At 62.8% G+C, this 23,705-nt stretch carries 22 protein-coding genes; 13 read left to right on the plus strand and 9 right to left on the minus strand.

The annotated features are described in order from the left end of the window. Positions 1-42: 42 nt before the first annotated feature. The 7 genes from V6607_RS30825 to pilG form a co-directional block, all read right to left on the minus strand. Positions 43-366, minus strand: a complete 324-nt coding sequence (locus V6607_RS30825) for a DUF6124 family protein (RefSeq protein WP_134327462.1) — start codon at positions 364-366, stop codon at positions 43-45. A 488-nt stretch (positions 367-854) separates the two neighbouring features. Beyond that, positions 855-1,310 carry a chemotaxis protein CheW gene (locus tag V6607_RS30830; protein WP_003213725.1) on the minus strand — a complete coding sequence of 152 codons (456 nt, stop codon included), beginning with the start codon at positions 1,308-1,310 and terminating at the stop codon, positions 855-857. Then, entirely contained in the window at positions 1,303-7,143 is a 5,841-nt protein-coding gene (locus V6607_RS30835; RefSeq protein ID WP_134327463.1) for an Hpt domain-containing protein, read from the minus strand. The genes V6607_RS30830 and V6607_RS30835 overlap by 8 nt, the downstream gene beginning before the upstream one ends. 198 nt (positions 7,144-7,341) lie before the next feature. After that, positions 7,342-9,393 (minus strand): methyl-accepting chemotaxis protein, encoded by a 2,052-nt coding sequence (locus tag V6607_RS30840; protein WP_008434142.1) that lies wholly within the window; start codon positions 9,391-9,393, stop codon positions 7,342-7,344. Beyond that, positions 9,390-9,914: a chemotaxis protein CheW gene (locus tag V6607_RS30845; protein WP_003213731.1), complete on the minus strand. Its 525-nt coding sequence runs from the start codon at positions 9,912-9,914 to the stop codon at positions 9,390-9,392. The genes V6607_RS30840 and V6607_RS30845 overlap by 4 nt, the downstream gene beginning before the upstream one ends. Before the next feature lie 12 nt (positions 9,915-9,926). After that, on the minus strand, positions 9,927-10,292 hold the full coding sequence (gene pilH, locus V6607_RS30850) for a twitching motility response regulator PilH (protein ID WP_003213734.1): 366 nt from the start codon (positions 10,290-10,292) through the stop codon (positions 9,927-9,929). Between the two features lie 47 nt (positions 10,293-10,339). Beyond that, a complete protein-coding gene (pilG, locus tag V6607_RS30855) occupies positions 10,340-10,747 on the minus strand; it encodes a twitching motility response regulator PilG (protein ID WP_003213736.1) in 408 nt (135 codons plus the stop codon). A gap of 239 nt (positions 10,748-10,986) precedes the next feature. On the opposite strand from pilG, the gene gshB reads away from it, so the two are divergent. The 7 genes from gshB to V6607_RS30890 all read left to right on the plus strand — a co-directional run bounded on the left by gshB (position 10,987) and on the right by V6607_RS30890 (position 16,867). Continuing rightward, on the plus strand, positions 10,987-11,940 hold the full coding sequence (gene gshB / locus V6607_RS30860) for a glutathione synthase (protein WP_003213738.1): 954 nt from the start codon (positions 10,987-10,989) through the stop codon (positions 11,938-11,940). Positions 11,941-12,017: 77 nt separating this feature from the next. Further along, positions 12,018-12,917: an energy transducer TonB gene (locus V6607_RS30865; RefSeq protein WP_003213740.1), complete on the plus strand. Its 900-nt coding sequence runs from the start codon at positions 12,018-12,020 to the stop codon at positions 12,915-12,917. Positions 12,918-12,984: 67 nt separating this feature from the next. Further along, positions 12,985-13,554: a YqgE/AlgH family protein gene (locus tag V6607_RS30870; RefSeq protein ID WP_003213742.1), complete on the plus strand. Its 570-nt coding sequence runs from the start codon at positions 12,985-12,987 to the stop codon at positions 13,552-13,554. Next, positions 13,554-13,991 carry a Holliday junction resolvase RuvX gene (gene ruvX / locus V6607_RS30875; RefSeq protein ID WP_003213744.1) on the plus strand — a complete coding sequence of 146 codons (438 nt, stop codon included), beginning with the start codon at positions 13,554-13,556 and terminating at the stop codon, positions 13,989-13,991. The genes V6607_RS30870 and ruvX overlap by 1 nt, the downstream gene beginning before the upstream one ends. Before the next feature lie 72 nt (positions 13,992-14,063). Further along, complete coding sequence (gene pyrR / locus V6607_RS30880; RefSeq protein WP_003213746.1) at positions 14,064-14,570, plus strand: bifunctional pyr operon transcriptional regulator/uracil phosphoribosyltransferase PyrR; 507 nt, start codon at positions 14,064-14,066, stop codon at positions 14,568-14,570. Positions 14,571-14,594: 24 nt separating this feature from the next. Beyond that, positions 14,595-15,599 carry an aspartate carbamoyltransferase catalytic subunit gene (locus tag V6607_RS30885; RefSeq protein WP_003213748.1) on the plus strand — a complete coding sequence of 335 codons (1,005 nt, stop codon included), beginning with the start codon at positions 14,595-14,597 and terminating at the stop codon, positions 15,597-15,599. Continuing rightward, complete coding sequence (locus V6607_RS30890; RefSeq protein WP_003213750.1) at positions 15,596-16,867, plus strand: dihydroorotase; 1,272 nt, start codon at positions 15,596-15,598, stop codon at positions 16,865-16,867. The genes V6607_RS30885 and V6607_RS30890 overlap by 4 nt, the downstream gene beginning before the upstream one ends. Before the next feature lie 134 nt (positions 16,868-17,001). On the opposite strand, the gene V6607_RS30895 is transcribed toward V6607_RS30890, so the two are convergent. Then, complete coding sequence (locus V6607_RS30895) at positions 17,002-17,430, minus strand: TM2 domain-containing protein (RefSeq protein ID WP_003213752.1); 429 nt, start codon at positions 17,428-17,430, stop codon at positions 17,002-17,004. A 250-nt stretch (positions 17,431-17,680) separates the two neighbouring features. On the opposite strand from V6607_RS30895, the gene V6607_RS30900 reads away from it, so the two are divergent. After that, positions 17,681-18,316: a C40 family peptidase gene (locus V6607_RS30900; RefSeq protein ID WP_023659314.1), complete on the plus strand. Its 636-nt coding sequence runs from the start codon at positions 17,681-17,683 to the stop codon at positions 18,314-18,316. A 141-nt stretch (positions 18,317-18,457) separates the two neighbouring features. Here the strand turns inward: V6607_RS30900 and V6607_RS30905 are convergent, their stop codons facing one another. Further along, positions 18,458-19,492: a type IV pilus twitching motility protein PilT gene (locus tag V6607_RS30905; protein WP_134327464.1), complete on the minus strand. Its 1,035-nt coding sequence runs from the start codon at positions 19,490-19,492 to the stop codon at positions 18,458-18,460. Positions 19,493-19,549: 57 nt separating this feature from the next. On the opposite strand from V6607_RS30905, the gene V6607_RS30910 reads away from it, so the two are divergent. The 5 genes from V6607_RS30910 to metW all read left to right on the plus strand — a co-directional run bounded on the left by V6607_RS30910 (position 19,550) and on the right by metW (position 23,697). Next, positions 19,550-20,236 carry a YggS family pyridoxal phosphate-dependent enzyme gene (locus V6607_RS30910; RefSeq protein ID WP_134327465.1) on the plus strand — a complete coding sequence of 229 codons (687 nt, stop codon included), beginning with the start codon at positions 19,550-19,552 and terminating at the stop codon, positions 20,234-20,236. 32 nt (positions 20,237-20,268) lie between these two features. Next, positions 20,269-21,087 (plus strand): pyrroline-5-carboxylate reductase, encoded by an 819-nt coding sequence (gene proC, locus V6607_RS30915; protein ID WP_134327466.1) that lies wholly within the window; start codon positions 20,269-20,271, stop codon positions 21,085-21,087. Between the two features lie 24 nt (positions 21,088-21,111). Continuing rightward, positions 21,112-21,699, plus strand: coding sequence for a YggT family protein (locus tag V6607_RS30920; protein ID WP_003213764.1), 588 nt, complete (start codon positions 21,112-21,114; stop codon positions 21,697-21,699). Between the two features lie 230 nt (positions 21,700-21,929). After that, the gene (locus tag V6607_RS30925; protein ID WP_134327467.1) at positions 21,930-23,069 is read left to right on the plus strand and encodes a homoserine O-acetyltransferase; all 1,140 of its coding nucleotides are present in this window, start codon (positions 21,930-21,932) and stop codon (positions 23,067-23,069) included. Positions 23,070-23,076: 7 nt separating this feature from the next. Beyond that, entirely contained in the window at positions 23,077-23,697 is a 621-nt protein-coding gene (gene metW / locus V6607_RS30930; RefSeq protein ID WP_003213768.1) for a methionine biosynthesis protein MetW, read from the plus strand. Positions 23,698-23,705 lie beyond the last annotated feature (8 nt).

Below are 23,705 nucleotides of genomic sequence, written 5' to 3' on the forward strand. Positions count from 1 at the left end.
AATGGGAACGATCAGTCCCTTTTTGGGACCGATCCCACTTCGTCACATCGCCGCTGGGCTCACCTGCTCCAACGCCTGATCAACCAGTAACTGCCCCAGCTCACTCATCTGCTGAATGGCCAGCACCACGCCGCGCTGGGAACCTTCCAATTCAAAGGCCAGGTTGGAAGTCAGGGCGTTGAGTGAGGCAAAGGTTTCAGAAGCGTTGGCCAGCAGGGCTTCGGTGGATTGAGAGGGCGTGACGGTAAAGAGTGACGATGAAGCGGAAGTCGGAAAGTAATGATCCATGGCACGCTCGGCGGCGGCCTGGAGTTTGCGGTGTTCGATTTCAGCGCTGTGGGGCGGATTGGGGGTAGGTTTGAACATGATGAAACTCCTAAACAGATGAGTAAGGAGCGCCACCGTTCGCTTGCACGCGAATAAGGGTGGCGACCGTGCGCAGGTGTGCAAGACCGGGCCTGTTTAGGACACCCAGCAGGTCCGAAGACCTCCTGCGCGCAGCCGCCATAAAGCAGCGAGCACAAAAAACGCCCGTTGAATGGCTGGGCGTTTGTACGCCTAAACAGTTTCGTCGGACTTGCACGTCCGTGTCACCGTTTTTTGCGATGACGCACGAAGACTAGGCGCGATCACATGGCACAACAAGTTCATGCACAGCGCGAGAGGTTGCAGGAAAAATCCGACCGTAAAGCGCACGCCGATGCGATCGTTCCCACGCTCTGCGTGGGAATGCATCCCGTGACGCTCCGCGTCACCACAGCGCGAGACTTAAGCCTTGCATCGCCAGCTGGACGCAGAGCGTCCGAGGCTGCATTCCCACGCGGAGCGTGGGAACGATCATCAACATGTGTAGCTCAGGCCAATCCGGCCTCGACCAACAACGCCTCCAATCCCATCAAGTCCGGCACCCTGGCCACATGCTCCCCCACCTGCACCGCCGCCAACTCCAGCGGGCACAACGGCACGTCCACATAACTCAACTGGCTATCGAGCTTGTACGAACGCGGAATCCCCTGGATCACCAACGCAATAAACTTCAACGTCGGCCGTCCTCCGAGGGTGTTCAACACCACAATCCGCGCCCGCTCTCCCACCACGCCCGACTCGCCACACGCGGCCTCAAAGCTGATCAACGGCAACTGCCGATCCCGCCAGGTAACCTGCCGCAAATACCACGGCGGCGCATCACTGGCCGGTTCGCCGCGCTGGAAGTCGATCAGCTCGGCCACGGCGACGTTGGGCAACAACAGGTGACGGTCGGCCAATGGCAACAGCAAGCCGGTGAGTTGAGTTGCGCGGTGATCAAGCACGGGACTTGCTCCAGTAAGCGATGCTTTCCAGCAGCACCGACTCTTGATAAGGCTTGCCGAGGTAGTCGTTGACGCCAATCGCCATCGCACGATCACGGTGTTTTTGCCCGGTGCGGGAGGTGATCATGATGATGGGCATGCGCATCAGCCGCGGGTCGTCACGCACCTGGATGGCCACTTCGAAGCCGTCCATGCGCGGCATTTCGATGTCGAGCAGCATCAGGTCCGGGGTGTGCTCTTCCAGCACGGCCATGGCGTCGATGCCGTCCTTGGCGGTGAGCACGTTCATGCCGTTGCGCTCCAGCAGGCGGCTGGTGACTTTGCGCACGGTGACCGAGTCGTCCACCACCAGCACCAGCAGCGGGCGCTTTTTCAGCGGGTCGTTGAGGATCAACGGAGCGTCCGCCGCCTGGGCCGGCAACGCCGGTGGCCGGGCGCGGATATGCGCCATCAGGTCGATGATCAGCACCACGCGGCCATCGCCAAGGATGGTTGCGCCAGACACGCCCTTCACCCCGGCAAACTGCGGCCCCAGGCCCTTGACCACGATCTCCCGGGTGCCGGCCATGGCGTCCACTTGCACCGCCACGCGCCGTTCGTTGCATTGCACCAGCAGCACCGGCAGCGGCTGGTACTGGCCCAGCAGGTTCGGCCGGCCGACGGTGTGCAGCAGGTCGCCGAGGTAGAACAGTTCGTAGCGTTGGCCGGCGTATTCGTAGCGCGGCGGGTCCTGCTGATAGTGCCCTTCCAGCTCATGGGGCATGACCCGCACCAGCCCTTCGATGGTGTTCAGCGGGATCGCGTATTGATCGTCGGCACACTGCACCATCATCGCCCGGTTGACCGACACGGTGAACGGCAGGCGAATGCGAAAGTGCACGCCCTCTCCCGGCGTCGAGTCGATGACCATCGAGCCGCCCAGCTGGCGCACCTCTTCATGCACCACGTCCATGCCCACGCCACGCCCGGAAATCTGGGTGATTTTTTCGGCAGTGGAAAACCCCGGTTGCAGGATGAACTGCAACACGTCGCGGTCGCTGATTTCCAGGTTGGGGTCGAGCAAGCCACGCTTGATCGCCTTGCGCCGCACGGCTTCAAGCGGCACGCCGGCGCCGTCGTCGCGCATGTCGAAAACGATGTCGCCGCCTTCGTGGGTCAAATCCAGGGTGATGCGGCCTTTCTCGGGTTTACCGGCCAGCAATCGTGCATCGCGGGATTCCAGGCCGTGGTCGACGGCGTTGCGCAGCATGTGTTCCAGCGGCGCGACCATGCGCTCCAGCACGTTGCGGTCCATCTCGCCTTCGGCATTGCCGACGATAAATTCCACGTCCTTGCCCAGCTCGCCCGCCACCTGCCGCACGATGCGTTTAAGCCGTGGCAGCATGCGTTCGAAGGGCACCATGCGCGTGCGCATCAGGCCTTCCTGCAACTCGGTGTTGATGCGCGCCTGTTGCTGCAGCAGGTTGTGGGCATCCTGGTTGCGGCGGTCGAGGGTTTCCTTGAGATCGAGCAGGTCGGAAGCCGATTCGAACAAGGCCCGGGACAGTTGTTGCAACTGGGAATGGCGGTCCATTTCCAGCGGGTCGAATTCTTCGTAGCCCAGGCGTTCGGCCTCGGCCTGCTGGCGGCTGAGGATGCGGCCCTGGGTCTCGGTGTCGAGGCGGCGCAGTTGATCGCGCATACGCTCGATGGTGGTTTCCACCTCGTTGAGGGCAACGCTCGCATCGTTGACCTGCTGCTCGATACGCCCACGGAAGATCGAAGTTTCACCCGCCAGGTTGACCAGGTCATCCAGCAAGTCGGCAGAGATCTTCACCATGTCGGCGGCCGGATCGCTGGCCGGCACCGCCTCGGTTTTGGTTGCCGTCAACGCCAGCGGTGCGTCCGTCACTTCAGCCGGACGCACCAGACTCTTGATGCGCTCGATCAGCAGGTCCACCGAGCCCACCGGCATGCCCGCCGCCACCGCATCGATCATCTGCGCCAGGCGGTCGTGGCAGCCTTGCAGCAAGGCGAACAGCTCCGCCGAGGGCGCCAGCAAACCTGCCGACAAGCCCTCATAGAGAAACTCCAGCTCATGGGCCAGGTCGCCAATCGGGCCGATCTCGACCATGCGAGCGCCGCCTTTGAGGGTGTGCAGGTCGCGCAGCAGTGTCTCGACTTCCTGGCGATTTTTCGGCTCGGCCTGCCAGCGCAACAGCGCGGCGCCGGAGCTGTCGAGGATGTCGGCGGCCTCTTCGAGAAAGATATCCAGCAGCTCGGGATCACTGCCCGGCGTCTCGACTTCGGCGGCCGCTGCGGGCGCCGCTTGTCCGGTGCCTTGGCGCAACTCACGCAAGTGGCTGATCAGGTCGGAGGAGTCGCTCAACGGTTGCTGGTGTTGCAGTTGCTCAAGCAACAGCGCCAGCCGCTCATGACTGGCCATCAACACATTGGCCAGCTCGCTGGAATAGCTGTAGCGCCGGTCCACCAAACCTTCGTAAAGGTTTTCCAGCTCAAGGGCCAGGTCGCCCACTGCGCCGATTTCAGCCATGCGCGCGCCACCCTTGAGGGTGTGCAAATCCCGCTGCAACGATGACAGCGGCGCTGCGTTATCCGGGTCCAGCAGCCAGCGTTTCAAGGACTGGCCGGCGCTGTCGAGGATGTCCACCGCTTCCTCAAGGAAGATCTCGACGATCTCGTCATCCACCGCGAAGCTCTGGTCGAGCGTCGCCGTAGCGGCGCCCAGCTCGGAGATGCTCAGCGCGCGGCTGCCATCGGTCTTGATCAAGCCGGTGGCGGACGGGTCGAGGCCTTCATCCAGCAGCTCGCGCAGGGCGCGTACCCGGGCCGGCGCCGCGCTGATTTCCTGGCCGGCGGCCAGTTGGTCGAGCATGTTGATCAGGGCTTCGTGGGCCTGTTCGGCCTCGTGGAAGAAGCGCTCGCTGACCGCCAGGCTGCTTTCTTCCACTGCGCCGTAGAGGTCGAGCAAGGCTTCGCACAATTCGTCCATCGGGTGCAGGTCGGCGAGGTGCGCGCCTTCGCCGAGGGTGGTCAGTTCGTCCAGCAGCGCGCTCAGTTCCTGGCGTTCGCCGGGGTGCTGTTGCCAGCGGCGCAGCAGGCTTTCGGCGTCCAGCAGGATGTCCATGCCCTGGGCCAGGAAGTTGGCGATCAACTGCGGGTCGCGCTTGATCCGCAGGCCGGTGTTGGGCGCATTCAGCAAGGCTTCAAGCTGGCTGTTCAGCAGGTTTTGCGTGCGCTCGATCAGCCCTGCTGCACCATTGATGGCCGCGTGAGGGTCACTGTCCAGCTGGCGCACGCCGCGCTGGAACAACGCTTCGGCCTCCAGCAGCAATTCGATTTCATCCAGGTCCAGCGGCAGGCGGTGGGCCTTGTATTCGCGGGTCAGGTGATCCAGCGGGCGCGCCAGTTCGGCGATGGGCAACACACCGGCCATATAGGCGCTGCCTTTGAGGGTGTGCAGTGCGCGTTGCAGGTCATCACTGACTTGCAGCGGCAGGTGCTCGGTGGCCTGTTGCAGGAAGCGGTTGAGGCTGTCGAGGTGGCTCTGGGCTTCGTTGCGGAAGATTTCCAGCAACTGCGGGTCCAGGGCGGCCGGGTCTGTGGCCGACGCTTCGACACGGCTGGCCAGGGCGTGCGCCCGCGCCGCCAGTTCGTCTACGTCATCGCGCTGGCGCTGGGCATTGTCGGCAAAATCGGTGATCAGCTCCGGCAGCAATTCCAACACGTCATCCAGCACTGCTTGCACATCCGGGCCCGGCGCGACGCTGCGCTCCAGCACGCGGTTGAGCAGGTTTTCCACGGCCCAGGCCAGCTCTGCCAACACCAGGGCGCGCACCATGCGGCCACTGCCTTTCAAGGTGTGGAAGGCGCGGCGCATTTCGCTCAGGGTGGCCTTGTCTTCCAGGCTGGCGGTGCCGGCAGGCACATAGCGATGCAGCACGTCGAGAACTTCGGCGGTTTCTTCGAGGAAGACTTCCCGCAGTTCATCATCGATGGCTTCTTCACCGGCGGGCGGCGGCAGCAGGCTGCCGGGACGCTGGAGTGCCGGCGGGTTGAGGCGCGAGGTGGGGCTGGCCAACGCATCGGCGAGGAACGGGGTTTGCTCCGTGGGCGTATCACCCTGCTCAAGCAGTGCCTGGCGCCAGGGTTTTTCGGCCGGCAAATAGCCCAGCGCGGCCAGGCCTTCAGCGGCGACTTCCAGCACCCGTTCGCCCGGGGCGTCGTGGTCCTGAAGCATGCGTTCCAGGTAGTACTCGAGGCTGGTGAGCACATCGGCAAAATGCTCAAGCTGCGCCTCGGAAGGCGCGGCATCGCCGACCATCAGTTGCTCGTTGACGTAGTCATTGCAGCCACGCATCAGGCTCGCCGCACGGGGCAGCGGAATCATCGCCAGCGCGCCGCGCACCTGGGTCAGCAACTCGGGCAGCGACTCCAGGCGCTGGCGGTCCCAATGGGCCTCGATGCAGTCGATCACCAGCTCTTTGGCCTGTGTCAGGCACTGGCAGGATTCGCGGATGACGAGGTGGTGGATCTGCGTCAGGTCGGTGGTAGGCAGGCGGCTTTCTTCGCGGCGCTCCGGCTCGACAGTGCCGACCATCCCGGCCAGCGTGGCCTCGACGTAGAGCAACGCACCGGCAACGTCCATCAATACCGCATCGTTGGGTTCGCGCTGCCCCTGGGCCAGGCCGAGTACCACCGCCAGTTGGTCGATGATCACTTTGCGCGGCTGGCCGAAGCCCAATACGGCGAGGGTATCGGCGATCTGCCGCAGCGGCGCCAGCAACGCCTCAAGGTCCGAGGCGTGCTGACGGTCGCTGCGTACGAACAGGTCCAGGCGTTCCTTGACCCGCACCAGCTCCTCGCACAACGCGCCGAGCACCGAGCCCATCGCGTCGCGGTCCGGGCCGGCCAGGCGGGCGCGTTCGGCGTCCACCACGGCGCTGTCGGGCAAAGCTTCATCGAGGCCATATCGTTCTTTCAAACTTTGCATCCGTGGAGTCGGTCGGGTGACTTTGGCGACGTAGAACAACAGGCTCTTGAGCAGCTCATCCGGGGCCGGGGTGTTGATGCCGTTGATGCCCTGGATCAGCAGGCGCTTGAGTTGCTTGTCGCAGGCCTTGAGCAAACTGCGCAACGCCGGGCTATTGGCAACCACGCCAATGAGCATGCCTTCCACCAGCGCCGAGGTGACCTGCCACAACGGTAACAGCGGCGCACCATGGCACAGGGCTTCGAGGCGGGCGAAGACCCGCGCCATGTCTTCCAGGTTGCTGGGGCCGTGGTCTTCGCGCAGCAAACCGACCAGCGCCTGTTGCAGCATCTGCCGCCACTGGCGCAGCAGTTCGGGGAAATCCTCTGGCGTGCGCTGGGCCAGGGCGTCTTCGGGCAGCGGCGGGATCACCAGCAGTTGCGGGCTGAACAGGCTGGTTTCCGAGAGCAGGCTTTCGCCGCGCACGCTGCGCAGGTCGTTGAGCAGCGGCAGCACCACCAGGGGCAGGTCGCGCCGGGCGCTGTGTACGCGGTCGAGGTACAGCGGCAGTTGGCCAAGGCCCTGTTGCAGCAGGCGAATGCCTTCGTCGCGCTGGCTGACGCGCGCGCCTTGCAGGGCGAGGGCCAGTTGTTCCATTTCTTCAGCGAACAGGGCCGCGCCGTAGAACTCGACCATCAACAGGCTGCCATGCACCTGATGGATGCATTCCAGGCACTGGCCGATGGCCTCGCTGCTGCTTTCTTCAACATAGGCGTCCAGCGCCGAGCGGGCCTGTTTCAGGGTTTCGGCAATTTCGCCCTTGACCCATTCGAGGGCCACGTAGTCGTGCCGATCAACCATAACCGCTCCCGTCTGAATTCATGAGTTGCTGGTAGTGCTGGGTCATGCGTACACCGATCTCAAAACAAAGGAGATCAACTGTGGGAGCGGGCTTGCTCGCGAATGCGGTGGGTCAGACAAAGCGTCGGCGACTGACACACCGCATTCGCGAGCAAGCCCGCTCCCACATTTGCTTTTCGGTGTTTTCGAGGGCGCATTTCATTCATCCACCCGCTTCGCCGCCGGCAAGGTGAACCCCGACACCGACCGCCGCAACTGACTGGCCATTTTTGCCAGGTTGCCGATGCTCTCGGCAGTGGCCGTAGAGCCCGACGAAGTCTGAGTGGTGATCTGCTGGATCACGTTCATCGTCAGGGAAATCTGCCCTGCCGACGACGTCTGCTGCTGCGCCGCGTTGGAGATACTCTGGATCAGCGCCGCCAGGGTTTTCGACACGCCTTCGATCTCTTCCAGCGCAACCCCGGCGTCCTGGGCCAGCCGCGCACCGCGCACCACTTCGGTGGTGGTCTGCTCCATGGAAATCACGGCTTCGTTGGTATCCGTCTGGATCGCCCGCACCAGGGTTTCGATCTGCCGGGTCGCCGCCGAAGAACGCTCAGCCAGGCGCTGTACCTCATCGGCCACCACCGCAAAACCACGCCCGGCATCACCGGCCATGCTCGCCTGGATCGCGGCGTTGAGCGCGAGGATGTTGGTCTGCTCGGCGATGTCATCGATCAGGCTGACGATGTCGCCAATTTCCTGGGACGATTCCCCCAGGCGCTTGATGCGCTTGGCGGTGTCCTGGATCTGTTCGCGAATGTTGTCCATGCCGTGGATGGTGTTGTGCACCACCTCGTTGCCCTTGTTGGCAATCTCTACCGAACGCTCGGCCACTGCCGAAGATTCGGCGGCGTTGGCCGACACCTGGTCGATGGACTGGGCCATCTGGTTGATCGCCGTGGACGCTTCGGCAATCTGCTGTGCCTGATGCTCCGACGCTTGGGCCAGGTGCATGGCGGTGGCCTGGGTGTCCTGCACCGCACCGGCCACCTGGCCGGCAGTGAGGTTGATGGTGGCCACCAGGTCGCGCAGTTGGTCCACGGAATAGTTGATGGAGTCGGCAATGGTGCCGGTGAAGTCTTCGGTGACCGAGGCGGTGACGGTCAGGTCGCCGTCGGCCAAGTCTTCAATCTCATCCAGCAGGCGCATGATCGCGTTCTGGTTGCGCTCGTTCTTCTCGGCGGTTTCCCGCAACTGGCGGTTGGTCTCGCGGACCATCACCAGGCCGATCAGGATGATCGAGGCCAGCGCCAGCAAGCCCAGCACGTAGCCGCCGATGGTGTCGAAAGTGCGCCCGTCCGCGAGGTTTTCAAAGCCGGTGGCCAGGTGCGAGGCTTCGTCCAGCAGGGTTTGCGACAGGTTGAAGATATTGCTCGCCGAGGCGCGCACCTGGAACAGCTGCGGCGAGGTCTCGAGGATTTCGTCCACGGAACCGGAGACGAATTCGAACAGCTCGGAAATCTCCGCCAACCGGGCGCGGGCGTCGTGGTCTTCAACCTGGGTGATGCGCAGCCCGGGATTGCCGTTGAGCATGCCACTGAGCACCACGCCGAAACGGTTGGCATCGCGGCCAAAGGCATCGGCGGCCTGCACGGCAGTCTCGTCCCCCGCCAGCACGGTGTTCACCGCCCCCAGGATGCGTTCGGCCAGCAATGACTGGCGCTGAGCCAACGCTACCTGGCTGGCCGGTGCGCCGCGTTGCAGCAGAATATCGACAACCTTTTCCGACTCCATCTGCAACTGCGGAACGGTTTCCGCCAGGGTCGCGGCCACTTGATGCAGCGACAGCACCGTTTGCTCGCTGGCCAGAATCGCATCGGCGTTTTTCAGCAGCGCTTCCCAGTCGGTCTGCACGGCGCGCATTTCGGCACGCACGGCGGTGGGTGCAGCGGGCAGGCCGGTGGCCGGGTCGCCTTTTTTCAGGTAACCCCAGCGCTGGGCAAAATCGTTGCGCGCATCCCCCAGCAGCTTGAACGCCGCCGCCTTGCCGGCGGCAGCCTCGGTGGCGTTCTTGGCGATGCGCTGGGACAGCACCCGCAGCTCGCCGGCGTGGCCGATGTACTGTTTGTCGTAGGTGGACTGGGTGTTGAGGTACGCGAAGTTGGCGAACAGCAGCATGATGAACACGATCAGCGCGATAAACAGCACGATGATCTGCGAGCGGCTGCGGGAGGCTTCCTGGGGTTTGACCGGGGTGACGGTACTCATGCGGCGACATCCATGAAACCTGGAGCCTGGGCCAGGGCGAAGGGGCTGAAGACCTGCCACAGCTGGTCGCCGTCGAACTGGCCCTGGATAAACGGCGCGCCGCCTGCGGTGCTCGTCGACAACGCGTCTTGTGCGAAATGCTGCATGCCCACCACCTCGTCCACCAACAGGCCGACAAACACGTCCTGATACTCCACCACCAGCACCCGCCGTTGTTTGCGCGCCACCGACAGCTCAAGGCCAAGGAAACCGCCCAGGTCCATCACCGGCAGCAAGCGCCCCCGCAGGTTGGCCACGCCCTTGATCCACGGCTTGACCCCGGGCATCAAGGTACAGCGCGGTTCGTGCAGCACTTCCGCGACCTCGCCCATGGGCGCCACGTACCAGTGTTCGCCCAGGCGAAACCCGATCCCACTCCAGCTGAGCAGCCGGGTTTCCTGGGACGGCAGGTCGGCAGCCAGCAAGCGGCAGCGGCGGTCGATGTCCAGCAGCAGCTCGAAGGCGGTTTGCGACTCGGTCATGGGAACGTGCCGTCAGCCGGCCAGCACCTTGTTCAGGGTGGCGATCAGGGTTTCTTCGTCTACCGGCTTGGTCAGGTAATCCTTGGCGCCCTGGCGCTCGCCCCAGATCTTGTCGGTTTCCTGATCCTTGGTGGTGATGATGATCACCGGGATGTGGCTGGTCTCGGCATCCTTGGTCAACTGACGAGTGGCCTGGAAGCCATTGAGGCCCGGCATCACGATATCCATCAGCACCGCATCCGGCTTTTCCTGACGGGCCAGCGCAACGCCATCGCCGCCGTTCTGGGCCTTGAGGACGGTGTGACCGTGCTTTTCGAGCATTTCGGTCAGTTTGTACATTTCAGTCGGCGAATCGTCGACGATCAGAACACGTGCCATGGTTTTCCCCACTTATCTAGTAGACGCAAGCCCTCGTGGGGCCCCCGTCAGTGTGCTTGTTCTACTGCGGCGAAGCCCGGTACATAGGCCTTGATCGCGCTCAGCAGTTCTTCCTTGCTGAAAGGCTTGGTCAAAAACTGATCAGAGCCGACGATGCGCCCCTTGGCCTTGTCGAACAGACCATCCTTGGAGGACAGCATGATTACCGGGATCGACTTGAACGCCGGGTTGTTCTTCACCAGCGCGCAGGTCTGATAGCCATCCAGGCGCGGCATCATGATGTCGACAAAGATAATGTGTGGATGATGGTCAACAATCTTGGCCAGGGCATCGAAACCGTCGATGGCCGTGATGACATCGCACCCTACGTTCTTCAACAGTGTTTCGGCCGTGCGGCGAATCGTTTTCGAATCGTCGATCACCATCACTTTCAAGGCGTTGGAATGCTGTTCCATATCTGCTCTACCATCGCCACAGCGAATAGGTTTTCGGTGTGTACTGCCTGATGTTGCACAGGACGAGCGCCAAAAGCCTCGGAATTCAAGGGCTGATGTGCCATGGCAGCCTTTTTAGCACAGTCTCAGAACGCAATCTATCGGCCGACCCGCGTGGTGGTTTTTCCTTGACCCACAACAGCCGCAGCGCCACTCTGACGCCACTTTTATGCGCCCTTATTTGCTAGAGGAAATCCCCCATGAGCGTTCGCGTCGGCATTGTCATGGACCCTATCGCCAGCATTTCCTATAAAAAGGACAGCTCGCTGGCCATGCTGCTGGCCGCCCAGGCCCGCGGCTGGAGCCTGTTCTATATGGAGCAGCCGGACCTTTACCAGGGCGACGGTGAAGCGCGGGCGCGGATGCGTCCCCTGCAGGTGTTTGCCAACCCCGAGAAGTGGTTCGAGCTGCAAGACGAAATCGACAGCCCCCTGAGCGACCTCGACGTGATCCTGATGCGCAAGGATCCGCCGTTCGACATGGAGTTCGTCTACTCCACCTACCTGCTGGAGCAGGCCGAGCGCGCGGGCGTGCTGATCGTCAACAAGCCCCAGAGCCTGCGCGACTGCAATGAAAAGCTGTTCGCCACGCTGTTCCCGCAGTGCACGCCGCCGACCGTGGTCAGCCGCCGCGCCGATGTGCTGCGTGAATTCGCCGCCAAGCACGGCGATGTGATCCTCAAGCCGCTGGACGGCATGGGCGGTACCTCGATCTTCCGCCACCGCGCCGGCGACCCGAACCTGTCGGTGATCCTGGAGACCCTGACTGCGCTGGGCACCCAGCAGATCATGGGCCAGGCCTACATTCCGGCGATCAAGGACGGCGACAAGCGCATCCTGATGATCGACGGCGAGCCGGTGCCTTACTGCCTGGCGCGCATTCCGGCCGCCGGCGAGACCCGCGGCAACCTGGCCGCCGGTGGCCGGGGTGAAGCCCGCCCGCTGACGGACAAGGATCGCTGGATTGCAGCCCAAGTCGGCCCGACCCTGCGCGAAAAAGGCCTGCTGTTCGTAGGCCTGGACGTAATCGGCGAGAACCTCACCGAAATCAACGTCACCAGCCCGACCTGTATTCGCGAGATCGACAACGCATTTGGCACGAACATCGGCGAAATGCTGATGGCTGCGATTGCCGCCAAGCTACAAGCCAAGTGACATAGAACAGCCGGACACAAACCAACATTGCGTTATCATGCGCCACCTGTGAAACGCGCGATGTTGGTTTTCTTGTCATGACGCTCCCGTCCGATCTGCCCCCCGAACTCTCCCACAGCGGCGTGCGCCCGGCTGATCGGCTCGGATTTACCCTGTTTCTGGCGGCGTTGATTCACCTGGCGTTGATCCTCGGCCTGGGTTTCACCTTTGCCGAACCCAAGCAGATCACAAAGACCCTGGAAATCACCCTCGCCACGTTCAAAAGCGAAAAGAAGCCCGAAAAGGCCGACTTTCTCGCCCAGGACAATCAGCAAGGCAGCGGCACCCTCGACAAGAAGGCCGTGCCCAAGACCACTGAAGTCGCGCCATTCCAGGACAACAAGGTCAATAAGGTCACGCCACCGCCGGCGCCCAAGCCGGAGGTGAAACAGGCCGCACCCAAGGCGGCGGTCACCACCGTGGCGCCCAAGCCGCAAAAAGCCCCGACCCAGCGCGAAAAGGCCAAGACCGAACCCACGCCGGCCCCGCCTGCCCCGACTTTTGACAGCTCGCAACTCTCCAGTGAGATCTCCAGCCTGGAAGCCGAACTGGCCCACGAACAACAGCTGTACGCCAAGCGCCCGCGGATCTACCGCCTCAACGCCGCCTCCACCATGCGCGACAAAGGCGCCTGGTATAAGGACGAGTGGCGCAAGAAGGTTGAGCGCATCGGCAACCTGAACTACCCGGACGAAGCCCGTCGCCAGCAGATCTACGGCAATTTGCGACTGCTGGTGTCGATCAACCGCGACGGCACCTTGTACGAGGTGCAGGTGCTGGAGTCCTCCGGCCAACCGCTGCTGGACCAGGCAGCGCAACGCATCGTGCGCCTGGCGGCGCCTTTTGCGCCGTTTACCGGAGACCTGAACGACATCGACCGCCTGGAAATCATTCGCACCTGGCGCTTTGCCAAGGGTGATCGGCTGTCGAGCAATTGATGCTGGCGGTGATTTCCTGCGCATCCTCAGCTTGTCAGTTCGCCCCTCCAACGCCACACTAGCGGACATGAAAAATGTCAGCCCGACCTACCTCAAGCACCAATTCCTGATCGCCATGCCCCATATGGCCGACCCGAACTTTGCGCAAACCTTGACCTACATCGTCGAGCACACCGCCAATGGTGCGATGGGGTTGGTGGTCAACCGCCCGCAAGACCTGAACCTGGCCGATATCCTCGAGCAACTGCGCCCGGACATCGACCCACCCGCCAGCTGCCAGCACGTACCGATCTACATCGGCGGGCCGGTGCAGACGGACCGGGGTTTTGTGCTGCACCCCACCGGGCCGAAATTCCAGGCGACCGTGGACCTTGAAGGGTTGTCCCTGTCCACGTCCCAGGACGTCCTGTTCGCGATTGCCGACGGCGTGGGGCCTGATCAAAGTGTGATCACCCTCGGCTACGCCGGCTGGGAAGCCGGGCAACTGGAGGCGGAGCTGGCGAGCAATGCCTGGCTGACCTGCCCGTTCGATGCCGACATCCTGTTCAACACCCCCAGCGAACTGCGCCTGGAAGCGGCCGCCGCCAAGCTGCGGATCAACCTCAGCCTGCTGACCAGCCAGGCGGGGCACGCCTGATGGCCTTGCGTCTGATCCTCGGTTTCGACTACGGCACCAAACAGATCGGCGTCGCCGTCGGCCAGGTGATTACCGGCCAGGCCCGCGAGCTGTGCACCCTGAAGGCCCAGAACGGCGTGCCGGACTGGAACCAGGTCGAAGCCCTGATCAAGGAGTGGAAGCCCGACGCCGTGGTGGTCGGCCTGCCGCTGAACATGGACGGCACCCCGAGCGAGATGTGCCTGCGGGCCGAAAAGTTCGCCCGCCGCCTGAACGGCCGCTACAACCTGCCCTTCTATACCCACGACGAACGCCTGACCACGTTCGAAGCCAAGGGCGAGCGCCGTGACCGTGGCGGGCAGAAAGGCAGTTACCGCGACAACCCGGTGGATGCCATCGCCGCGGCCCTGCTGTTGCAGGGCTGGCTGGATGAAAACACCGCTTTATTTGAATCCTGACTGACGCGGCTTGCCGCGTCTTCTTACGTTTGAGCCCGGACCTTGCCTGCGCGAGGCCTAGAAGGAGCACCCATGAGCCTGCCCAATCCCGCCGACCTGATCAGCCAGATGGCGATCCGCCTCAAGGCGCACCTGGAACACCGTGCCATCAGCGAGCCGCGCTTTATCGGCATCCGCACCGGTGGCGTGTGGGTGGCCCAGGCGCTGCTGGAAGAACTGGGCAGCGACTCGCCCCTGGGCACCCTGGACGTGTCTTTCTACCGTGACGACTTCAGCCAGAACGGCCTGCACCCGCAAGTGCGCCCCTCGGCCCTGCCCTTCGAGATCGAAGGCCAGCACCTGGTGCTGATCGATGACGTACTGATGAGCGGTCGCACCATCCGCGCCGCGATGAACGAACTGTTCGACTACGGCCGCCCGGCCAGCGTGACCCTGGTCTGTTTGCTGGACCTGGACGCCGGCGAATTGCCGATCAGCCCGGACGTGGTCGGCGCCACCCTGTCCCTGGAAGCCCACCAGCGGGTAAAATTGTCCGGTCCCACGCCGCTCGAACTCGAACTGCAAGACCTTGCCCTTTAAACCGCCTTGTAAAGAGTCCCCGCGATGACGCCTCTAGATGCCAAGCGCCCGCTGCAGCTCAATGCTCAGGGCCAGCTGCAACACTTCCTGTCCCTCGACGGCTTGCCCCGCGAACTGCTCACCGAAATCCTCGACACGGCCGACTCGTTTCTCGAAGTCGGCGGCCGGGCGGTGAAGAAAGTCCCGTTGCTGCGCGGCAAGACCATCTGCAACGTGTTCTTCGAGAACTCGACCCGCACCCGCACCACCTTTGAACTGGCGGCCCAACGCCTGTCGGCTGACGTGATCACGCTGAACGTGTCCACCTCGTCGGCGAGCAAGGGCGAAACCCTGCTCGACACCCTGCGCAACCTGGAAGCCATGGCGGCCGACATGTTCGTGGTGCGCCACGGCGATTCCGGTGCTGCGCACTTCATCGCCGAGCACGTGTGCCCGAATGTGGCGATCATCAACGGCGGCGACGGCCGTCACGCCCACCCGACCCAGGGCATGCTCGACATGCTGACCATCCGGCGGCACAAGGGCAGCTTTGAAAACCTCTCGGTGGCCATTGTCGGCGACATCCTGCACTCGCGGGTTGCGCGCTCGAACATGCTGGCCCTGAAAACCCTGGGTTGCCCGGACATCCGCGTGATCGCCCCCAAGACCCTGCTGCCGATCGGCATCGAGCAGTACGGCGTGAAGGTCTACACCGACATGGCCGAGGGCCTCAAGGATGTGGACGTGGTGATCATGCTGCGCCTGCAGCGCGAGCGTATGGCGGGCGGCCTGCTGCCGAGCGAAGGCGAGTTCTATCGCCTGTTCGGCCTGACCACCGCACGCCTGGCCGGCGCCAAGCCGGACGCCATCGTGATGCACCCGGGGCCAATCAACCGTGGCGTGGAGATTGAGTCGGCGGTGGCCGATGGCGCGCAGTCGGTGATTCTCAACCAGGTCACGTACGGCATCGCCATCCGCATGGCGGTGTTGTCCATGGCCATGAGCGGGCAAACCGCGCAACGTCAATTCGAGCAGGAGAACGCCCAGTGAAGCTCAGCATTCTCGGCGCCCGAGTCATCGATCCGGCCAGCGGCCTGGATCAAGTCACCGATCTGCACCTGGAAGCCGGCAAGATCATTGCCATCGGCGCCGCACCCGCAGGCTTCAGCGCCAGCGAAACTATCGACGCCAAAGGCCTGATCGCCGCGCCCGGCCTGGTTGACCTGAACGTCGCCCTGCGTGAGCCGGGCTACAGCCGCAAGGGCAACATCACCAGCGAAACCCGCGCCGCCGCTGCCGGTGGCGTGACCAGCCTGTGCTGCCCGCCCCACACCAAACCGGTGCTGGACACCTCGGCGGTGACCGAACTGATCCTCGACCGCGCCCGCGAAGCCGGCAACTGCAAAGTGTTCCCCATCGGTGCCCTGAGCAAAGGCCTGGACGGCGAACAACTGGCCGAGCTGATCGCCCTGCGCGATGCTGGCTGCGTGGCCTTCGGCAACGGCCTGGAGAGCTTTCGCAGCACCCGCACCCTGTGCCGTGCGCTGGAATATGCGGCGACTTTCGACCTGACCGTGATTTTCCACTCCCAGGACCGTGACCTGGCCGAAGGCGGCCTGGCCCACGAAGGCGCCACCGCGAGCTTCCTCGGCCTGCCGGGCATCCCGGAAACCGCCGAGACCGTGGCCCTGGCCCGCGACCTGCTGCTGGTGGAACAAAGCGGCGTACGCGCGCACTTCAGCCAGCTGACCAGCGCTCGCGGCGTGGCCCTGATCGCTCAGGCCCAAGCCCGCGGATTGCCGGTGACGGCGGATGTGGCGCTGTATCAGCTGATTCTGACGGATGAGGCGCTGATCGACTTCTCCAGCCTGTATCACGTGCAGCCGCCACTGCGTACCCGCGCTGACCGTGACGGTTTGCGGGCGGCGGTGAAGTCCGGGGTGGTTTCGGCGATTTCCAGCCATCACCAACCCCACGAGCGGGATGCCAAGCTGGCGCCGTTCGGCGCGACGGAGCCAGGCATCAGCAGCGTCGAGCTGTTGCTGCCGCTGGCAATGACGTTGGTGGAAGATGGTTTGCTGGACCTGCCGACCCTGCTGGCGCGTCTCAGTGCGGGCCCTGCCGAGGCGCTGCGCCTGCCGGCGGGCAAGCTGGCGGTGGGCTCGGCGGCGGACCTGGTGCTGTTTGATCCGGCCAGCTCCACGATTGCCGGGGAACACTGGCTGTCCAAGGGTGAAAACTGCCCATTCATCGGCCATAGCCTGCCGGCGACTGTGCGTTACACGCTGGTGGATGGGCGGATCAGCTACCAGGCTTGAATCCAATCCGGAGTGGGCACGGTAAATGTGGGAGCGGGCTTGCTCGCGAAAGCGCTGGGTCAGTCAATAGAGATGTCGACTGACACATCGCATTCGCGAGCAAGCCCGCTCCCACATTTGGATCTTCACAAATCTTATCGGCCGCCGTTGCGCTCGGCATTGCGGATCGAAATCTGCGTATTCAGCGTCCAGAAGTCATACAGCACCCCGATCAGGAACAAGCCCCCGGTCAGCAGGTAAATGATCCCGCTGATCCATTTGCCCTGATACATGCGGTGCAAACCGAACACACCCAGGAACGCCAACAGAATCCAGGCCACGTTGTACTCGATCGGCCCGGCGGTAAATCGCAGGTCCGCTTCGCGGTCCATTGCCGGAATCAGGAACAAGTCGATCAACCAGCCAATCCCGAACAAACCGAAGGTGAAAAACCAGATCGTCCCGGTCACCGGCTTGCCGTAATAAAAGCGGTGAGCACCGGTAAAACCGAAAATCCAAAGCAGGTAGCCGATCACCTTGCTGTGGGTGTCTTGTTGCGAAACATCCTGTCGATAGGTGTTCATGGAGTACCTCTTTAGCCTCGATAGATAAATATTTCTGGTTTCTTTGTGACTTTTTTACGGGCGCCCGACATGCGGCAAATGGTATCTTCGCTTCCCTCAAAGCCTTATACCGCCTGACTTGTGTAGGACAATCGCGGCAATTCGTCACGGTTTTCCTGAATTTGACCCCAGGGTTCAGTCGACAAACGGCCTTAGCACGACACAAAAAGCTGTTATAAAGTTGCGCGCAAACCAAAAAGAGCCACGCCTAATGCGACCATTTTTCAAGACATGGCTAACCATTTGCCTATTAATGCCACTGGCCGCCCACGCCACCAATCGTGAGCAACGACTTCCCAACGTTAACGGTTTCACCCCTAAAGTTCACGCCACCACCAGCTCCGCCAAATCGGTAAAGCTGACCGTGAAGCGCCCGACTCAACTGAGCAAGGCCCACGGTAATGCGGCGCCAGGGCTGATGGCCGTCAACACCAAGCAAAGCAGCAACGTCCTCAGCCGTGCCGTCAACGTGCTCGGTACTCCTTATCGTTGGGGCGGCAGCAGCCCAAGTAAAGGGTTCGACTGCAGCGGCTTGGTGAAATATGCGTTTAACGACGTAAAAGCCGTGGATTTGCCGCGCACTTCCAACGCCATGGCCGCCGGCCACGGGCTGAAGGTTGAGCGCAAGGATTTGAAACCGGGTGACCTGCTGTTCTTCAAACTGAAGAGCCGCCAGGTGAACCACGTTGCCATCTACCTGGGCAACGACCGTTTCATCCACGCACCGCGTCGTGGCAAGTCCGTGAGCATCGATACGCTGAAGAAGCCGTTCTGGGACAAGAACTACGTGATTGCCAAGCGTGTCCTGCCTAAAGAACAGAACAACCTGCGGATTGTGCAGCGCTGATATCAGGCTGATGTGAGAGCGGGCTTGTGTGGGAGCGGGCTTGCTCGCGAATGCGGAGTGTCAGTCGATACATGCTTGACTGATACACCGCATTCGCGAGCAAGCCCGCTCCCACATTAGTTTTTCATCGCCCACGCGACCTTAAATATCCCCAGGCACCCTCGCCTTCTCCCGGGCATGTTCCCGGCTGATCAGCCCCTGGCTGACCAACGCCTTCAAACTCATGTCCAGCGTCGTCATCCCCAGCGCCCCACCCGTCTGGATCGCAGAATACATCTGCGCCACCTTGTCCTCGCGGATCAGGTTACGAATCGCCGGCGTGCCGAGCATGATTTCGTGAGCCGCCACCCGCCCGCCGCCGACCTTCTTCACCAGCACCTGAGAGACCACCGCCTGCAATGACTCCGAGAGCATCGAGCGGACCATGGCCTTTTCCCCCGCCGGAAAAACATCCACCACCCGGTCCACGGTTTTAGCCGCCGACGTGGTGTGCAGCGTGCCGAACACCAGATGCCCGGTTTCCGCCGCCGTCAGCGCGAGCCGAATGGTTTCCAGATCGCGTAACTCGCCCACCAGGATTACATCCGGGTCCTCCCGCAATGCCGAACGCAGGGCGGCCGAGAAGCTGTGGGTGTCGCGATGCACCTGCCGCTGGTTGATCAGGGCGCTTTTCGGCTGATGGATAAATTCGATAGGGTCTTCAAGGGTGAGGATGTGCTGGCGACGATGGGTGTTGAGGTAGTCGATCATCGCTGCCAGGGTCGTGGACTTGCCGGAACCGGTCGGCCCGGTGACCAGCACCAGCCCCCGGGGCAAGTCTGCGATGCGCCGGAACACCTCACCCAACCCCAGGTGTTCCAGGCTCTGCACCGTTGAGGGGATGGTACGAAACACCGCGCCCATGCCCCGGTGCTGCTGGAACACATTCACCCGAAACCGCGCCACCTCGGGCAACTCGAAGGCAAAATCCGTTTCAAGAGATGTTTCGAAATCCTTTTGCTGGTGATTGTTCAGCAAAGGGCTGAGCAACGCCGCCACTTGCACCGGCGCAAGTACAGGCCAATCGAGTGGCCAGACCTCGCCATCCACTCGCAGCATCGGCGCCAACCCCGCCGACAGATGCAGGTCGGAGGCCCGCAGGCGTACGCCGGCGGCCAGCAGTTCAGTGATATCCATAGGGCTTTCCATTTCCAGTAGAATGCCGCGGACTCCATATCCACGGGCGCAACTTGAATGTCGACCATAGCAGACAACATCGGCCTGGTTTCCGAGCGGATCCGGGCAGCCGCCGAGGCCGCGCAGCGCGACGCAGGCAGCGTGCACCTGCTGGCCGTGAGCAAGACCAAACCCGCACAGGCCGTGCGCGAAGCCTATGCCGCCGGGATGCGTGACTTTGGCGAGAACTATCTGCAGGAAGCCTTGGGCAAACAGGCCGAATTAACCGACCTGCCCTTGAGTTGGCACTTCATCGGCCCCATTCAATCGAACAAGACTCGTGCGATCGCCGAGAACTTCGCCTGGGTGCATTCCGTGGACCGCCTGAAAATCGCACAACGCTTGTCCGAACAACGCCCGTCTGACCTGCCGCCGCTGAATATCTGCATCCAGGTCAACGTCAGTGGCGAAGCCAGCAAGTCCGGCTGTACACCCGCCGACCTGCCCGCCCTGGCCGAAGCCATCAGCGCCCTGCCGCGCCTGAAGCTGCGCGGCCTGATGGCGATCCCCGAGCCGACCGACGACCGTGCAGAGCAAGACGCAGCCTTCGCCACCGTGCGCGACCTGCAAGCGAGCCTCGACCTGGGGCTCGACACACTTTCCATGGGCATGAGCCATGACCTTGAGTCGGCCATCGCCCAAGGGGCCACCTGGGTGCGGATCGGTACCGCCCTGTTTGGTGCCCGCGACTATGGCCAGCCTTGAATGGCTGACTTCCATCTGAGTAAGGACCTGTCATGAGCAACACGCGTATTGCCTTTATCGGCGCCGGCAACATGGCGGCCAGCCTGATCGGCGGCCTGCGGGCCAAGGGCCTGGAAGCACAACAGATTCGCGCCAGCGACCCGGGCGCCGACACGCGCTCCCGCGTCAGCGCCGAGCACGGCATCGACACCTTCGCCGACAACGCAGAAGCGATTGAAGGCGTGGACGTGGTAGTGCTGGCGGTCAAGCCACAAGCCATGAAAGCCGTGTGCGAAAGCCTGCGGCCTAGCCTCAAGCCCCATCAACTGGTGGTGTCCATCGCCGCCGGCATCACCTGTGCCAGCATGAACAACTGGCTCGGCGCCCAGCCGATTGTGCGCTGCATGCCCAACACCCCGGCGCTACTGCGCAAAGGTGTGAGCGGCTTGTACGCCACATCCGAAGTCACTGCCCAACAGCGCGACCAGGCACAAGAGCTGTTGTCCGCCGTAGGTCTCGCCGTGTGGCTGGAACAAGAGCAGCAACTGGACGCCGTCACCGCCGTCTCCGGCAGTGGCCCGGCGTATTTCTTCCTGCTGATCGAGGCCATGACCGCCGCTGGCGTGAAACTCGGCCTGCCGCAGGAAGTCGCCGAGCAACTGGCCGAGCAGACCGCACTGGGCGCCGCGCAGATGGCCGTGACCAGCGATGTCGACGCGGCCGAGTTGCGCCGTCGCGTGACCTCGCCGGGCGGCACGACCCAGGCGGCAATCGAATCATTCCAGGCCGCGGGCTTTGAAGCCCTGGTGGAAAAAGCACTGGGTGCCGCAGCACATCGTTCGGCCGAAATGGCCGAGCAGCTGGGCAAATAGTCGTCCCCCACATAGGAATCAAACATGCTCGGAATCAATGACGCTGCCATTTTCATCATCCAGACCCTGGGCAGCCTGTACCTGCTGATCGTGCTGATGCGTTTTATCCTGCAACTGGTGCGGGCGAACTTCTACAACCCGCTGTGCCAGTTCGTGGTGAAGGCCACGCAACCGCTGCTCAAGCCTCTGCGCCGGGTGATCCCGAGCCTGTTCGGCCTGGACATGTCCTCGCTGGTGCTGGCGCTGCTGCTGCAGATCCTGCTGTTCGCGGTCATCCTGTTGCTCAACGGCTACCAAGCCACCACGCTGCTGTTGCTGCCGTGGGCCTTGATCGGGATCTTCTCGCTGTTCCTGAAGATCATTTTCTGGTCGATGATCATCAGCGTGATCCTGTCCTGGGTCGCTCCGGGCAGCCGCAGCCCGGGTGCCGAACTGGTGGCACAGATCACTGAGCCGGTGCTGGCACCGTTCCGTCGCCTGGTACCTAACCTGGGTGGCCTGGATATCTCGCCGATCTTCGCGTTTATCGCGATTCAGCTGCTGCAAAGCTGGGTGATTCCACGCCTGGCTTTCTACGCGTTCATGCCCAAAGAACTGTTCGGTCTGATCTGACGACAACGTGGCGAGGGAGCTTGCTCCCGCTGGGCTGCGCAGCAGCCCCAAAACGGCCGACCGCGTTGCATCTGCAAAATCGCGGCAGCCGGACCGGGACCGCTTCGCGCTCCAGCGGGAGCAAGCTCCCTCGCCACAAAAAGCCTTAAAAACACCAGCCGCAGGCCTTTGCTTGCCGCTGGGTGCAGCGGTCTTTAGACTTACGCCTCATTTAAACGAGAGCAGGGTCGATGCCAACTGCCTTCCCCCCCGATTCTGTTGGACTGGTCGTGCCCCAAGTGGCGCACTTCAGCGAACCGCTGGCCCTGGCCTGCGGCCGTTCGCTGCCCGCCTACGACCTGATCTATGAAACCTACGGCCAACTGAACGCCACGGCCAGCAATGCCGTGCTGATCTGCCACGCCCTGTCCGGCCACCACCACGCTGCGGGTTTCCACAGCATGGACGAGCGCAAGCCCGGCTGGTGGGACAGCTGCATCGGCCCCGGCAAGCCCATCGACACCAACAAGTTCTTCGTGGTCAGCCTGAACAACCTCGGCGGCTGCAACGGCTCCACCGGCCCCAGCAGCCTTAACCCGGAAACCGGCAAGCCGTTTGGCGCCGATTTCCCGGTGCTGACCGTGGAAGACTGGGTGCACAGCCAGGCGCGCCTGGCCGACGTACTGGGCATCGCCCAATGGGCTGCCGTGATCGGCGGCAGCCTGGGCGGCATGCAGGCCCTGCAATGGACCATCACCTACCCGGACCGCGTGCGCCATTGCCTGGCCATCGCCTCGGCCCCCAAGCTGTCGGCGCAGAACATCGCCTTCAACGAAGTGGCGCGCCAGGCGATCCTCACCGACCCCGAGTTCCACGGCGGTTCGTTCCAGGAAGCGGGCGTGATCCCCAAGCGCGGGCTGATGCTCGCGCGCATGGTCGGGCACATCACCTACCTGTCGGATGACTCCATGGGCGAGAAATTCGGCCGTGGCCTCAAGAGCGAGAAGCTCAACTACGACTTCCACAGCGTCGAATTCCAGGTCGAGAGCTACCTGCGTTATCAGGGCGAGGAGTTTTCCGGGCGTTTCGACGCCAACACCTACCTGCTGATGACCAAGGCCCTGGACTACTTCGACCCGGCGGCGAACTTCGACGATGACCTGGCGCGTACCTTCGAGGCGGCCACCGCCAAGTTCTGCGTGATGTCGTTCACCACCGACTGGCGCTTCTCCCCGGCCCGCTCGCGGGAATTGGTGGATGCGCTGATGGCCGCCAAGAAAGACGTCTGCTACCTGGAGATCGACGCACCGCAAGGCCACGACGCCTTCCTGATCCCGATCCCGCGCTACCTGCAGGCCTTCAGCAACTACATGAATCGAATAGCACGGTGAGAACGCCATGAGAGCCGACCTGGAAATCATCCAAGACTGGATCCCCGCCGGCAGCCGCGTGCTCGACCTCGGTTGCGGCGACGGCGAACTGCTGAGCTGGCTGCGCGACAACAAGCAAGTCACCGGCTATGGCCTGGAAAACGACCCGGACAACATCGCCCAGTGCGTGGCCAAGGGCATCAACGTGATCGAGCAGGACCTGGACAAGGGCCTCGGCAACTTTGCCAGCAACAGCTTCGACATCGTGGTCATGACCCAGGCCTTGCAAGCCGTGCACTACCCGGACCGGATCCTCGACGAAATGTTGCGCGTCGGCCGCCAGTGCATTATCACCTTCCCCAATTTCGGCCACTGGCGTTGCCGCTGGTACCTGGCCACCAAGGGCCGCATGCCGGTGTCGGACTTCCTGCCGTACACCTGGTACAACACGCCCAACATCCACTTCTGCACCTTTGAAGACTTCGAAGCGCTGTGTGGCGAGCGCGAAGCCAAAGTCATCAACCGCCTTGCCGTCGATCAACAGCATCGTCACGGCTGGGCGAGTAAGCTATGGCCCAACCTGCTGGGTGAGATCGGGATCTACCGGGTCAGCAGCCCGGGCCTGACGGACCACCAGATTGCCGTCTAACCATTTTC

This window comes from Pseudomonas sp. KK18, from assembly GCF_037094675.1.
Lineage (GTDB): Bacteria > Pseudomonadota > Gammaproteobacteria > Pseudomonadales > Pseudomonadaceae > Aquipseudomonas.